This window comes from Devosia rhodophyticola (genome assembly GCF_028816475.1).
Lineage (GTDB): Bacteria > Pseudomonadota > Alphaproteobacteria > Rhizobiales > Devosiaceae > Devosia > Devosia rhodophyticola.
Map to the genome: position 1 here is coordinate 1,848,715 of NZ_CP118247.1, position 13,839 is coordinate 1,862,553.

The 13,839-nt window shown below is 55.8% G+C and carries 12 protein-coding genes; 6 read left to right on the forward strand and 6 right to left on the reverse strand.

The features are described from left to right. Positions 1-4: 4 nt before the first annotated feature. The 5 genes from PSQ90_RS09120 to PSQ90_RS09140 all read right to left on the reverse strand — a co-directional run bounded on the left by PSQ90_RS09120 (position 5) and on the right by PSQ90_RS09140 (position 5,671). Positions 5-1,159, reverse strand: coding sequence for a mandelate racemase/muconate lactonizing enzyme family protein (locus PSQ90_RS09120; protein WP_282210020.1), 1,155 nt, complete (start codon positions 1,157-1,159; stop codon positions 5-7). Between the two features lie 67 nt (positions 1,160-1,226). Continuing rightward, positions 1,227-2,324 (reverse strand): ABC transporter ATP-binding protein, encoded by a 1,098-nt coding sequence (locus PSQ90_RS09125; protein WP_282210021.1) that lies wholly within the window; start codon positions 2,322-2,324, stop codon positions 1,227-1,229. A 45-nt stretch (positions 2,325-2,369) separates the two neighbouring features. Beyond that, positions 2,370-3,251 (reverse strand): carbohydrate ABC transporter permease, encoded by an 882-nt coding sequence (locus PSQ90_RS09130; protein ID WP_282210022.1) that lies wholly within the window; start codon positions 3,249-3,251, stop codon positions 2,370-2,372. Then, positions 3,248-4,132, reverse strand: a complete 885-nt coding sequence (locus PSQ90_RS09135; protein ID WP_407648212.1) for a carbohydrate ABC transporter permease — start codon at positions 4,130-4,132, stop codon at positions 3,248-3,250. Before PSQ90_RS09135 ends, PSQ90_RS09130 begins: the two co-directional genes overlap by 4 nt. A 138-nt stretch (positions 4,133-4,270) precedes the next feature. Beyond that, on the reverse strand, positions 4,271-5,671 hold the full coding sequence (locus tag PSQ90_RS09140; protein WP_407648213.1) for an ABC transporter substrate-binding protein: 1,401 nt from the start codon (positions 5,669-5,671) through the stop codon (positions 4,271-4,273). A 327-nt stretch (positions 5,672-5,998) separates the two neighbouring features. On the opposite strand from PSQ90_RS09140, the gene PSQ90_RS09145 reads away from it, so the two are divergent. From PSQ90_RS09145 to PSQ90_RS09170, 6 genes are all read left to right on the forward strand, one after another. Further along, positions 5,999-6,703: a GntR family transcriptional regulator gene (locus PSQ90_RS09145; protein WP_282210024.1), complete on the forward strand. Its 705-nt coding sequence runs from the start codon at positions 5,999-6,001 to the stop codon at positions 6,701-6,703. An 80-nt stretch (positions 6,704-6,783) separates the two neighbouring features. After that, positions 6,784-7,983, forward strand: coding sequence for a mandelate racemase/muconate lactonizing enzyme family protein (locus PSQ90_RS09150; RefSeq protein WP_282210025.1), 1,200 nt, complete (start codon positions 6,784-6,786; stop codon positions 7,981-7,983). A 72-nt stretch (positions 7,984-8,055) separates the two neighbouring features. Next, complete coding sequence (locus PSQ90_RS09155) at positions 8,056-9,168, forward strand: lactonase family protein (protein ID WP_282210026.1); 1,113 nt, start codon at positions 8,056-8,058, stop codon at positions 9,166-9,168. A 16-nt stretch (positions 9,169-9,184) separates the two neighbouring features. Further along, positions 9,185-10,396, forward strand: coding sequence for a D-mannonate dehydratase ManD (gene manD / locus PSQ90_RS09160; RefSeq protein WP_282210027.1), 1,212 nt, complete (start codon positions 9,185-9,187; stop codon positions 10,394-10,396). Between the two features lie 57 nt (positions 10,397-10,453). Next, positions 10,454-11,428 carry a mannonate dehydratase gene (locus PSQ90_RS09165; RefSeq protein ID WP_282210028.1) on the forward strand — a complete coding sequence of 325 codons (975 nt, stop codon included), beginning with the start codon at positions 10,454-10,456 and terminating at the stop codon, positions 11,426-11,428. After that, positions 11,425-12,261 (forward strand): NAD-dependent epimerase/dehydratase family protein, encoded by an 837-nt coding sequence (locus tag PSQ90_RS09170; protein ID WP_282210029.1) that lies wholly within the window; start codon positions 11,425-11,427, stop codon positions 12,259-12,261. Before PSQ90_RS09165 ends, PSQ90_RS09170 begins: the two co-directional genes overlap by 4 nt. 2 nt (positions 12,262-12,263) lie before the next feature. Here the strand turns inward: PSQ90_RS09170 and PSQ90_RS09175 are convergent, their stop codons facing one another. Then, entirely contained in the window at positions 12,264-13,664 is a 1,401-nt protein-coding gene (locus tag PSQ90_RS09175; protein ID WP_282210030.1) for a TolC family protein, read from the reverse strand. Positions 13,665-13,839 lie beyond the last annotated feature (175 nt).

The window sequence follows — 13,839 nt, forward strand, 5'->3', positions numbered from 1 at the left end:
TGGCCTACCAGTTGGTGATCGAACCGTCGTTGCGGTGCAAATGTGGTGCTTCCCAGAATTTGAAGCTTTGTTGTTTGACCGTTTCCTCATCAACCTCGATACCAAGGCCGGGAGCGTCGCTCACGTCGTAAACGGCGCCATTGAGGACAGGCTGGCCGGTGAAAATGGCGCTATCGTTAAACCCGAGATAGGATTCTCCGGGAGATGCGCGGGTTTCCAGCCAGGAAAAGTTGGGAACGGCCGCGGCAAAATGAACCGTGGCAGCGGTGCAGATGGGCCCCAATGGATTGTGGGGCATCATGTCGACGTAATGCGCTTCACTCCAGCCTGCGACCTTCATCGATTCAGTCAGGCCGCCGACATTGCAGACATCGATGCGATTGAACTGGTGGATGTCGCGTTCGATATAGGGCAGGAACTGCCATTTGCTGGAAAATTCCTCACCGACGGCAAAGGGGACATCGACCAGTTTGCGCAATGCCTCATAGGCTTCGGGGGTTTCGTCGCGGATCGGCTCCTCAAGAAAATCCAGTGTGCCGCTGGGCATTTTTTGACAGAAGCTGGCAGCCTCGGCCACCGACAGGCGGTGGTGATAGTCAATGCCAAGGACTACCGTGCTCCCCAGCGCCTCACGCGCCTTGATGCACCACTCGGCGGTTTCGGCAATGCTCTGGCGTGGCTCGAATATCTTGTCGTCGCCAAAACTGGCCGGCGACAGACGCATCGACGTCCAGCCCAATGCGATCAATTCCTTTGCCTGTTCGATCATCTCAGGACCACAGGGACCCCTGGTCGTAGCAAATGTCGGGATGTGATTGCGTTGCTTGCCGCCCAGAAGTTCATAGACGGGCACGCCCAACGCCTTGCCCTTGATATCGTGCAGGGCGATATCAATCGCCGAAATGGCTGCGGTCAGAACGCGTCCGCCTTCAAAATACTGGCTGCGGTACATTTCCTGCCACAGGGCGCCAATCATCATCGGGTCGCGGCCAATGAGGAATTCGCGGTAGTGCTCAATGGCGCCAGCCACTGCTTTTTCGCGTCCGGACAATCCGCTTTCGCCCCAACCATATATGCCCTCGTCTGTTTCGATCTTGACGATGAGCTGGTTCCGCGTTCCCACCCAGGTGGGGTAGGGGCGAATGGCAGTGATTTTCATGACGATGATTACCTAAGATGAGAATTTATTGCGACAATGGTAGGACCAATTGGCATAGACCGCGTTATCAAGGGTCGGTAAGTGCCATTTCGGTTTCGCCATCAAACAGATGAAGCCGCTCCTGGTCAAACTCAATCCAGACTTCTTGGTCAGATTTGACGTCGACGGAAGGGTCAAGGCTGACAATGACGGTTGCGCCTCCCAAAAACACCTGAACAAAGGTGACGTCGCCAGTCGGCTCAACGGTATAGACCCGGCCAGGAACCGAATTGGATTCCTTGGATTTATGCAACTGCAAGGTTGAATGGCGGGCGCCCAGAACGATCTTGCTGGTGCTGGCTGTTTGAGCTTTCTTGCTATTGGCCTCGGACAGGGGCAATTGCCATCCCTCCGAGGAGCTTAGGGCAATTTTGCCGCCGGTGTTGATCGCTTCGAGCGGAATGAGACTCATCGCGGGGCTGCCGACAAAGCTTGCAACGAACATGTTAACCGGGTGCTCGAACACGTTCTTGGGCGAGTCATACTGTTGAAGAAAACCGCCACTCATCACCGCCATCTTGTCGGCCATTGTAACCGCCTCGAGTTGATCATGGGTAACGTAGATCACCGTCGCCTTGAGATCCTGATGGAAGCGTTTTAGCTCAGTGCGCATCTGAACGCGCAGCTTGGCGTCAAGGTTCGACAGTGGTTCATCCATCAGAAAAACCTGCGGATCGCGCACCAGAGCGCGCCCCAGCGCGACACGCTGCTGCTGGCCGCCAGAGAGTTCGCGTGGCTTACGTTGCAGCAAGTGAACAATATCGAGCACCTTGGCTGCGTCCATCACCTTGGTATCAATCTCAGCTTTGGAAAGCTTGCGCATCTGCAAGGGGAAAGCGAGGTTCTTGTAGACGGTCTTGTTGGGATAAAGCGCGTAGTTCTGGAACACCATAGCGATGTCGCGATCCTTGGGATCAAGATCTGTGACATTGCGATCACCGATCAGAACATCACCCCCCGTCATGGGCAACAGGCCCGCAACCAGATTGAGCGTGGTGGTCTTGCCGCAACCCGAGGGGCCGACGAGGGCAACAAACTCGCCATCCTCAACGGTCAGGGAGACATTATTGACCGCATAGAGCGAGCCATATTGTTTGACGATTTCTTTTAGAACTACCTGAGCCATTCATTTTCCCTTGAACGCTTATGGTCACGCCGATGGCGCGCGCCGCTAATGTTTGACGGCGCCTTCTGTCAGGGCGCGAACGAAGTATTTTTGCAGAACGAGGAACAGGACCACGACGGGCACGCTCATCAGGAAAGTTGCCGCCATCAGGCCGGGCCAGTCGGTAGCAAATTCGGTGAAGAAGCGTTGGATGCCAACCGGCAGGGTCATGGAATCCTGTTTGGAGAGGAACGTATAGGCATACACATATTCGTTCCAGGCGCCGATAAAGGAGAAGATCGACGTGGCAATGATGCCGGGGGTCGACAGTGGCATTACAATGAAAAAGAACGCCTGAAAGCGGGTTGCCCCGTCAATGCGGGCGGCCTGTTCAAGCTGGATTGGGATGTTATCGAAAAACCCTTTCAGCAGCCAGATGGAGAGCGGCAGGCCAAAGGTGAGATAAGTCAGGATCAAGGAGCCATGGGTGTTGACCAATCCCATCCAGCGCATCAGCAGGAACAGTGGCATCAAAAACACCACCGAGGGGAACATGTTGCGCAATAGCACCGAGAAAAACAGGAATGTTCGCCCTGGAAAGGTGAAGCGCGAAAAGGCATATGCCGCCGGCACTGCAACGATCACGCCCAGAATGGTCGTGACCATCGAGACGTAAAAACTGTTCCAGAAGTAGCGCAAAAATTCCTGCCCGGTAGATCCGTTTGGATCGAGCAGTTTGGCGTAGTTCTGCAATGTCGGTTCGGCCGGCCACCATTGCGGTGGATATTGCATGGCGGCGAATTGCGACTTGATCGAGGTCAGGACCATCCAAAGCATGGGCAGGACGGTAAAGGTGAGCAAAAACAACAAGAAAATACGGCCGACCCAGCGCCATGGGTCGATCTTGACCCGGCGGCGACGGGATGGGGCGGTGGAGACCATACTCATTTGACCCTCGTATCGTCACCGCGCGTCAGGGCGCGTACATAAAAGTATCCCAGCGTCATCATGACGATGAAAAGAATGACCGAGTAGGCCGAGGCCAACCCGTAACGCTGGCGCCCGAAGGCGATGGTATAAATCTGGGTGATCCAGATATCGGAGGCCCCTGCGGGCCCGCCGCTAGTCATGATCCATGGGATGATAAAAGCGTTGAAGTTGGCGACCATCAGCAACAGCACTGTGACCATCGAGACGCCTTTGAGATGGGGAAAAGTCACGTGCCAGAAACGTTGCCAGGCATTGGCTCCATCCACCTGGGCGGCTCGCAACAGCTGGTCGGGAACGGTCTGCAGCCCCGCCATCAGCATGATCATGGCGAAGGAGAATTCCTTCCAGATATTGACCACGATCAGCGACGGCAGAACGGTGTGAATGTTGTCGATGAAATTGATCGGGCGATCCGTAAAACCGAACTGAACCGCCAAGGCGCCGATGACGCCGAAATCGGAATGATAAAGCCATTTCCAGACATAGGATGCCGCCACGGCGCTGACCACATAGGGGATCAGCAACACGGCTCTCAACACGCCTCGTCCGAGAAATTCTCGATGCAGGGAAAGAGCAGCGCCCAATCCGAGCAGGAATGCAAAAAAGGTTGAGGCGACGGTCCAGATGAACGTGTTCATCGTGACTTCGCGGAACGAGCGGCTGGTCAGAATACGCGCGTAATTATCCAAGCCAATGAAGACCTTGTCCTTCATCTGCAAATTGGATGGCGTGTTAAAAAAGCTCAGCTCGATTGTATAATAGATCGGATAGGCAATCACGATCATCATGACGATCAGCGCCGGCAGCACGTATAAATAATCGCTGCGCCGGTCGACCATTTGTCTTAGCACGCCGAAGCGAATGGGCCGCTTGGCCCGCGCCGCAATCTCACGTTCCGTGGCGATGCTCACTGTAAACCTCGTCTCTGACCCCTAGGAGACCGGCGGCGCTAACGCCGCCAGTCATTTTGAATCGGATCACAGGCCGTTGAGCAGATCGTCAACCCTGCGAGCGGCGTCGTCGGCGGCCTCATCGACCGTCATTTTGCCCGTCAAAGCATTTTGCAGCATGTCAGGAACAATGATGTTCATGATCTCGGTTGCCTGAGGGATAACCGGGAAAGGAATGCCACTGGGAAGCATCGAGGTGGTGACATCTAGGAACTTGATGGAGTCGAGACGTTCCTTCATCCACTTGGTCTTGAAGCCTTCCAGATTGCCCGGGTTGGAGCCGGTCCATGCCAACTTGGTCGACCATTCAGGGCTGTTGTAGAAGCAGGCAAAAGCCTTGGCAGCCGTTTCATCGAAGCCACCGTCAACATATTCGGGCTTGATGAAATGCATGTTGGAGCCACCAAACACCACGGCACGACGTGCTGGGCCCTTGGGGATCAGGCCATAGCGCATGTTTGCAACCACAGCGTCCGCAACCGGCTTGTCAGCGCCAGTCGCCTTGCCTGCCAGATCCACCATCTTTGCATATTCGGATGGGTGGGCGATCACCATGGCGACCTGTCCGGCAATGAACGGTTGCTGGTTTTCGTTCTGGGTATTGGTCAGGGCCGAAACCGGCACGGACTGGTCACGCACATACATGTCGTATGACGCCTGAAGAGCGGCCTTGGCACCTTCATTGTTGATTTCGACTGTGTCATATGTCGGGGTGTCGCTGGCTTCATCCAGCGCACCACCACCGTAAGCCCACATCTGAGGCATGAAGCGGAACGGGGTATTCCCGGCATTTTGCTTGGCCACCATGCCATATCCGGCAATGCCTAGCTTGTCGTGGATCTGCTTGGAATATGTTACCACATCATCCCAGGTTGCTGGTGGGCTTTCAGGATCCAGTCCGGCGCGCTTGAATACGTCGGCGTTCCAGATGAAACCCATGGTTTCGTTGTTGGTGGGGATGCCATAATATTTGCCGTCGTAGGCAACTGACTTCATGGCGCCAGGCCAGAAATTGGCCGTTTCATACCCTACGTCCTCAGGCCGCAGTTCCTGGAAGTATCCCTTGGAAGCAAATTCAATGCCGCCCAGAATTTGCAGGCGCAAAACCATTGGGCCAGCATTGCCCAAGAGGGCTGTCCGCAGTTTATCGAGCAATTGGTTGTAGTCGATGTTTTGCGCGTCGGTTTCAATATTTGGATAGGTGGCCTTCCATGCAGCCCAGAACTCGTCGTTGATCTGGCGTTCGATATCGGGCGATGCCTCATTGGGACCAGTCCACCAATATGTGAGCTTTCCCGTGTAGTCGAGCGGAACGACCGCAGAGCAGGTGGCGGCGGTATCAACTTCTTCGGTGCCCGCAATCGAGCGAATATATTCAGGCGACCATTGGCTGATATCAACAGCCTGAGCGAATACGGTGCTCGACATTAGCGAAGCAGTTGTCAGTGTTGCGACGGCGTAACCAATGAGCTGCCGACGCACCGGCGAGCCCGACCGCTGGGCGCGGTCTTGCGAGTTCGTCATTGATAGTCCTCCTCACGTGTGGAAGACCGTCCAGCCCCGTCGGCCGAACCAGGACTTCCTATGCAGCGTGCGCTGCGCCTCCTCGGGGTCGGGCTTGCTGCCCGTATCTCCCAGCCACGACAGTTCCAGACTGTATTGTATATGTCAATAATGCTTGGATCACACATAAACAGCGGTAATTTACGTGCAAGACATCTTGGCTTGTGTGAAAAACCGGCATAACACTAGGGAATGAGCCAAACCAGCGACGTCATTCAGCCAGCGACGAGTGCAGACGATCTGCCGGCGACGGTCTATGAAATGATCCGCGAGGACATTGTTTCGGGGCAGTTTGCGCCCAATGCGCGCCTTAAGGTCGCCGACCTTGCCAAGCGCTATCGTACATCGACCAATCCGGCCCGCGAGGCGCTGCAGCAACTGCGGGGCGAGGGTTTTGTGATCATGGAGGCAAATCGCGGAGCGCGCGTGCGCCCGATTGATGAAGCCTTTGTGCGCGACATCATTGAAATCGAAGTGTTGATCGAGCCCGCCCTGACGCGCTGGTTTGTCTCGATTGCTACCGATGCTGACATTTCCGAGCTTGAGGCAGCGCAAGACGAGATTGAAGCGCTCAATTTTGCCGACCGCGCGCGGCACGGGCAACTCGATACCAAGTTCCACCAACTGATTTATGACCGGCACTATAACCGTCACGCGGCCGAACTCTGGTGGAAGCATCGCGAGATCTTGCGGGCGATCAGTCGCCGTTATCCGACATCCCTGAGTCGTCGCGGCTCGGTATTGAGCGAGCACCGTGAATTGATTGCCGCGATCCGGGCGCAGGATGCTGATGCGGCAGCAAAGGTAGTCGGGCGGCACGTTGAGGGATCGGGTCGCCACATTATTGAACAGATGGGTGCAGCGAAACGCCAAGAGGCGTCAAAACGCCCGGCATGATCAATTTGGGAGAGGGATTCAATGAGCATTCCATTGCATGATCGGAAGTATGGCCAATCAAACCGGATAGGGTTGTTGTCATGAAGATCACAGACCTGAAGTGCGCGGTAATCGGGCGACACCCAGTGATCCGGATTACGACCGACGAAGGCATTTATGGGTTGGGCGAGGTCGAGTACACCAAGCCCTATATCAAGCCATGGGTATTGCATTTTCGCGAGGCGTTGATTGGGGAAGATCCGACGGATGTCGAGCGGGTGATGCTCAAAATCAGGCAGCGCGGATCGTTTAAACCCTATGGCGCGGCGGTCAGCGTGATTGAACACGCCTTATGGGACATTGCTGGCAAGGCCGCCAATGTGCCTGCCTACAAGCTGCTCGGCGGTAAGGTGCGCGACAAGGTGCGGGTCTATAATGGCTCGATCCGCCAAAAGCGCAGCGGCGACAGGCCAGAGGATTATGCGGCCGACGTCAAATGGATGATGGAGCAACCGCAGAACTTCTTCATGGTCAAGCAGGGTATTGGGTTTCATTCCAACATGAAACGCACGGTGCCCGATTTCCATTATGGCGTGACCCAGCCGCCCGACTATCACGGCGCGATGGATCAGGGTGTGATCAGCGAGCACGGTTTCAACCATATGCTCGATTGCGTTGAGGCAATGAAGGAAGTCTTGGGCGACAAGGTCAGTCTGGCACTTGATTGTGGTCCGGGTTGGATGTTGCCGGACGCCATCCGGTTTGCGAAGGCGGTGGAAAAGCATCAACTGATGTGGCTCGAGGACATGCTGACGGGAGACTATGTTCCCTGGGTCAATTCCCAAGCCTATCGTGAATTGACCCACTCAACATCGACCCCGATACACACGGGCGAACAGATCTATTTGCGCAATAATTTCAAGGAACTGATTGAAACCCAATCAGTGCGCGTGGTGGGACCTGATCCTGCGGATGTGGGGGGCATTGCCGAGCTTAAGTGGATCGCCGAATTTGCCCAGATGCACTCAATCCTGATGGCCCCGCACGGCACGGCAAATGGCCTTCTCGGTTTAGGTGCACTGATCAACGTGTGCGCAACGCTGCCGGCAAACTTTATTGCCTTTGAGTATCCAAGCGCCTCGGATGAGTGGTGGAGCGATCTGGTGGAAGGGTTGCCGGATGGTCCGATTGTGACCGACAGTATGGTTGATCTTTTGCCCCGGCCCGGTCTTGGGCTGGATCTTAATGTTGAGGCGACCAAACGCTATCTGCGTGAAGAGGATGCCGACTTCTTCGATTAATTTTTATGGGGCGACACACTGGCCTGAAGCGTGTCGTCTCCGTTCATTTCTTGCCTGATATTTGGAGTTTGTATGCCTGAAGTCTTGTTCTATGTCGGCAGTTGCACGCGAAAACTGGGTTATGTAGCGGCCCCAACGGGCAAGGGTATTGCCTGCTTTCGCCTCGATATTGAGAGCGGCGAAGCGGCGCATCTGGGGGTTACAGAAGGTATCGATAATCCGACATTTGTCGATGTTTCGCCTGACGGGCGGACATTGATTGCGACCAGCGAAGTTGAGGGTTGGAACGAGGGCACAATCAGCGGCTATGGCATAAATCCCACCAACGGGGCGCTCGAATATTTGAGCAAGCAACCAACATTGGGTGATGTGACCGCGCACTGCTCGCACGATAATTCGGGGCGCTTCGTTGCCAGCGCCAATTATTCGGGGTTGCCAATAACAGCAAAGCCGAACCGATCGCTGGCGGTCTATCCGCGATCGTCCGAAGGCACTTTGAGTGCACCGGTTTCGCACGCAACCCATCATGGCACTGGTCCTAACAAGCAGCGGCAGGAACGTCCGCACGCGCATTGTGCGCGCTGGACCCCGGACAACCGGTTCTTGATTGTAACAGATCTGGGGTTGGACCGGCTGATAGTTTATGGGTTCGATAATCAAACCGGGGGCCTGTCGCCGCATGGCGAAGTGGTTATGCCTGCCGGATCTGGACCGCGGCACTTTCGTTTTCACCCGACGCTTCCCTTTGTCTATTGCGCCAACGAATTGGATTGCACGCTCACAACGCTCTCATTTGACGCCGAGGCGGGAACGCTCAGCATCGTGAGCGTAGAGCCGACCCTGCCCAATGCAAACCTACCGGCGGATTCCTGCTCTGCTATCGCCATCCCGAAAGGCGGGCGACACATTTTCGTGGGTATTCGCGGCGATGATAGCGTTGCCAGATTTGAGATCGACCAGACCAGCGGGTCGACGCGATTTATCGGCACAACGCCGTGTGGTGGACATGTTCCGCGCGACTTTGCCTTTGACCCCACGGGCCAGATTTTGGCTGTCGCCAATCAGGAAAGCGACCGCATCAATCTGTTTCGGTATGACCACAGTGATGGTGGATTGTCGCCACTCGGCGCGCCGATTGCGACCGGCTCACCAACCGGTATTTCCTTCCATCCCGATGTCCGCTGACAGATAGGTTCTGCTTATGAAGATCACCGATATCAAGGTTATCGTGGCCTCGCCAGGTCGAAATTTCGTGACTGTCAAGGTCGTGACCGACGAAGGCCTTTATGGGATTGGCGACGCAACCGTCAATGGTCGGGAAAAGGCGGTTGTCGCATACTTGCAGGACCATGTAGCGCCCTGTCTGATTGGGCGTGACCCGGGCCGGATCGAAGACATCTGGCAATATCTCTACAAGGGTGCCTATTGGCGGCGTGGGCCGATTACCATGGCAGCGATTGCCGGGATCGACATGGCATTGTGGGACATCAAAGCCAAAGCCGCCATCATGCCTTTGTATCAATTGTTGGGCGGTCGGTCGCGTGAGCGGGTGATGGTCTACAAGCACGTTGGCGGGCTTGACATCGCCGAGGTCGTCGATGGTGTGCAGGCGCTGCGTGAGCAGGGGCTGGATGCGATCCGCGCTCAGGTTTCAATTCCGGGCCTGCCACCGATCTATGGCACGGGACCGTCAACCGATCAGGCGGCGGGTGGCATGGTTCAGGCGCTCCCCACCGAGGAAGTCTGGGCGACGCACAAGTATTTGCCGCTGGTGCCAAAGCTTTTTGAGGCCCTGCGCGACAATGTGGGCTGGGACGTGCACTTGCTGCATGATGTGCATCACCGCCTGACCCCGATTGAGGCAGCCAGGCTGGGCAAGGATCTGGAACCGTTCCGGCTGTTCTGGTTGGAAGACGCCATACCAGCCGAGTTGCAGGACGGGTTCCGCATCATACGCCAACACACCACGCAGCCTCTTGCTGTAGGCGAAATTTTCAATACCGTCTGGGACTGCCAGCAGCTGATTTCGGAGCAATTGATCGATTATATCCGAGTTACTTCGGTCCACGCGGGCGGGGTGACCGGGCTCAAGAAGATATTTGATTTCGCCTCGATCTATCATGTCCGCTCGGCCTGCCACGGGCCCATGGATGTGTCGCCTGTCGCGATGGGGTGCAATATTCATGTTGATGTTGCCATCCCCAATTTCGGCATACAGGAATATTCGGGTTACACCGAAGCCACCCACGACATGTTCCCCTGCGCATGGTCTTATGAGCGTGGCTATCTGCAGCCGGGCGAAGCGCCAGGGCACGGGGTTGATATCGACGAGGCAGTGGCGGAAAAATATCCATATGCACCAGCCTATCTGCCGGTGGCGCGCCTTGAGGATGGTACGCTGACCAGTTGGTAGGTGGTACCTGCTGCTTTCAAGTCCCCAAATGTTCAAATATCAAGATTGTGAGGCTACATGCTCGAAATCGCTGAATTTATCAGTCCCAAGCCGTCCCCGGTCTGGAAACTGGCGCAACAGGCTGGTGTCAATCTGGCAGTTGGCGGATTGCCATTTGATACGCTTCAAGCCGGCGAAAAAATTGGCGATTACGAACCGCTATCGCGCATGAAGGAGGTTTATGAGAACGCGGGTTTCAAGCTCGCCGTGATCGAAGCGCGTCCACCGCTGAACAAGGCCAAACGGGGCCTGCCCGGACGCGACGAAGAGATTGCCGTGACCTGCAACATGATCGAAAACATGGGGCGACTTGGCATTCCTGTCTGGTGCTACGAATGGATGGCCGACTTCAATTGGGTGCGCACCAATCTGGCGACGCCTTCGCGTGGTGGATCGGTGGTCACCAGTTTTGATCTCAACGATGTGCCAGACGATTTGACGAGCGAGCCACCGATCAGTGAGGAGGCGCTTTGGGAGGATCTTGAGTATTTTCTCAAGATCGTCCTGCCCGTTGCTGAAAAAGCTGGCGTGAAGCTTTCAATGCATCCCGATGATCCCCCATTGTCGCCAATCGCCGGGGTTGGCCGGATCATGCGGAGTGTCGAGAATTTCGAGAGGCTTGTCGGGCTTGTACCGAGCCCGATGAACACCATCACCATGTGTCAGGGCAATTTTACCCTGATGACGGACGATCTGCCCGGCGTTATTCGCAAGTTTGGGGAGAAAATCTCATTCATCCATTTCCGCGATGTACGCGGCGTGCCGGCCAAGTTTGAGGAAAGCTGGCACGATGCGGGCAAGACCGACATGCTGGCGTGCATGAAAGCCTATCGCGATATAAATTTTGACGGGGTGCTGCGACCCGACCACGTGCCCACGGTTGAGGGCGACAGCAATGATAATGCCGGCTATTCCGCCTTCGGTCGGCTTTATGCGATTGGCTACATACGTGGATTGCAGCAGGCCGTCTATGAGGAGCAGGTCCAAAAATGAAAATAGCGGTTACGGGCACCAGCGGCAACATCGGGCGCGCCATCGTCGAAATGGCGCTGGCCCAGGGTCATAGTCTGGTGTGCATTGATCGGGTAGTACCCGACGATGACACATCGGACACGCTAAAGTTTGTGCAGGCTGACATGTCTGAATATGACAAGTTGGTTGAGGCCTTTGCCGGGTGTGACGGTCTTATCCATATGGCGGCCATTCCCTCGCCCGGACGCCATCCCGACCATATTGTGCACAACAACAATGTGGTGGGGAGCTATAACGCGCTGCGGGCGGCTGTCGAGCAGGGGATCAAGCGCATTTGCCAAGCCTCCAGCGTCAATGCCATTGGACATTCCTATAGCCGCAAGCCGCGCTATGATAATTTTCCGATTGATGAAACCCACGCTAATTATAGCGAGGATCCCTATAGTCTTTCGAAGTGGATATGCGAGGCACAGGGCGACAGTTTTGCGCGGCGATATGAGGATATTGCCATATCGAGCCTGCGCTTTCACATGGTGGTGCCGGAGCGCTCCGATGCGGTTGCCATATATGCCAACAATGATCTTAGCGTTGATCATCATCTGTGGGCATGGACTGGGCGCGCGGCAGCGGCGGACGCCTCAATCAAATGTCTTGAAGCGCCGTTCAAGGGACATGAGGCCTTCTATATCGTTGCGCCCGACACTGCAGAGGACACGCCGAGCCAATCCATCGCTGCCCAACAATTTCCCAATGTGCCGATTACCGGTGATCTAGGTGGCAATCGCAGCTTTTTCAGCGCTGCCAAGGCCGAGCGCTTGCTTGGCTGGCGGCATGCGGATGCCCAAGGGAAGTGAAGTTATTGCTCGAGTGCTTCCGTTAGTTCGCCGGTTAGGCGCAGCATTCGGTATTGGGCGCGCAAGACGTCGAACTGGGCGGTAATCTGTTCTGAACGCGCCGCGCTTAATTCCTGCTGGGCGTCGAGCAGTTCAAAAATGCCGCGAGTGCCACCCTGAAATTGCTGGGCATAAAGCGAGACGACGTCCTCGCCTGACTTTATCCGCCCGGCGATATTGCCCAGGCGAGAAGCGGCCGTATCAAGCACGCGATCGGCATCATCGACGTCATAGCGTAAATTGTCGAGCGCGCGGCGATAACGATATTCGGTTTCCGAGACGCGCGCTTTGATCTGTTGGATCTTGTTAGCGCGATCACCGCCATCGAAAAAGGTTCCGTTGATCGAAAGCATGGCGCGGGCATCGGTCCGGGCGGGATTAACACCGCCCACGTTCATCTGAATATGGGCGCTGCCCTCCAGTGTCACCTTGGGCAGATAGTCCAGTTGCAGCGCCTTTATCTGTGCCAAGAGGCTGGTCTTGTCCTGTTTGATGGATAGCAGCAGCGGATCGGTGGCGGCGTATCGCGATATATCGGCGTCACTGACCCGGCCTTTCGGCCTAGGTGGTTTCGGCATTTTGAGCCGCCCGGGTGCCATGCCGGTAATCCGTTCAAAAGTGCTGGCAGCGGTGCGTCGTTCCGCGACCAGATCAATGGTCTGGGAGCGCGCCGCGTCAAGCCGGGTCAGGGCTTTTTGTACATCGGCCATGGTGCCGTTGCCGCCCTGTTCATTCAGGGTCACAATGCGGTGCATTTCCTGATGGGCGGCTTCGTTGTTGCGGCTATTGGCAATCTGCAGATCAAGTTCAAGCACCGCCAGGTAAGCATCGACGGCGTTGGTAACAACCTCGGTGGTCTTGGCGTCGAGGCGCAAAGTGGCGGATTTTTCTAATGCTTTGGCCCGGTCGACGTCGGAGGCAGTCTTGCCAAAATCGAACAGCAGCTGGGAGGCGCGGATGCTTGCTTCGGCACGATCGGCCTGGGTGGTTATTTCAGTGTCATAGGCATAGGTGTGTTCGGGTCCAATGGCGGCACTATAGTCGACACGCGGCATGTAGGGCACCTGGGCTACCCCTACCCCGGCGCTGGTGTCCTCGGCCTGTGACCGGGCGATGCCGATATCGGGGTTGGTTTGCAGCGTGTAGGCAATGACCTTGCCCAGCGGCATCGATCCACCGATGGTTTGCGCTGTAGAGTCTGCAGATTGGTCGGCGGATGCAATCGAGCCGGTGATATCGCCGGTAGAATTTGATGAATAGCTGGCCGTCTGGCTGCTGGCGCAGCCCCAAAGAGTCGCGCTGCCGGTCAGCACAAGGGCGACGGCTATTCCGCGTGCGGACCCCGCACCACTCAACGCTGACATTCAACTGCCTCTTACTAGATGAATGCAGCATTAATTTTTAAGGTTAATAATCGCTTAAAAGCAGGGTTGAGAGGGGCAGAAGAGTACGCTTTTGATTGATTTGTGATCAACAGTGGTATTTTAGCGGCCAAAGTCGGCGTTTCTTAATTAGTAACCATTATGAACCAAATTAGAG

Bases quoted from the DNA above. Each gene is read 5' to 3' on its own strand.
- manD (WP_282210027.1), top strand. From the start codon at position 9,185: ATGAAGATCACCGATATCAAGGTTATCGTGGCCTCGCCAGGTCGAAAT.
- PSQ90_RS09125 (WP_282210021.1), bottom strand. From the start codon at position 2,324: ATGGCTCAGGTAGTTCTAAAAGAAATCGTCAAACAATATGGCTCGCTC.
- PSQ90_RS09120 (WP_282210020.1), bottom strand. From the start codon at position 1,159: ATGAAAATCACTGCCATTCGCCCCTACCCCACCTGGGTGGGAACGCGG.
- PSQ90_RS09150 (WP_282210025.1), top strand. From the start codon at position 6,784: ATGAAGATCACAGACCTGAAGTGCGCGGTAATCGGGCGACACCCAGTG.
- PSQ90_RS09130 (WP_282210022.1), bottom strand. From the start codon at position 3,251: ATGAGTATGGTCTCCACCGCCCCATCCCGTCGCCGCCGGGTCAAGATC.
- PSQ90_RS09140 (WP_407648213.1), bottom strand. From the start codon at position 5,671: ATGTCGAGCACCGTATTCGCTCAGGCTGTTGATATCAGCCAATGGTCG.
- PSQ90_RS09155 (WP_282210026.1), top strand. From the start codon at position 8,056: ATGCCTGAAGTCTTGTTCTATGTCGGCAGTTGCACGCGAAAACTGGGT.
- PSQ90_RS09175 (WP_282210030.1), bottom strand. From the start codon at position 13,664: ATGTCAGCGTTGAGTGGTGCGGGGTCCGCACGCGGAATAGCCGTCGCC.
- PSQ90_RS09170 (WP_282210029.1), top strand. From the start codon at position 11,425: ATGAAAATAGCGGTTACGGGCACCAGCGGCAACATCGGGCGCGCCATC.
- PSQ90_RS09145 (WP_282210024.1), top strand. From the start codon at position 5,999: ATGAGCCAAACCAGCGACGTCATTCAGCCAGCGACGAGTGCAGACGAT.
- PSQ90_RS09165 (WP_282210028.1), top strand. From the start codon at position 10,454: ATGCTCGAAATCGCTGAATTTATCAGTCCCAAGCCGTCCCCGGTCTGG.
- PSQ90_RS09135 (WP_407648212.1), bottom strand. From the start codon at position 4,132: ATGGTCGACCGGCGCAGCGATTATTTATACGTGCTGCCGGCGCTGATC.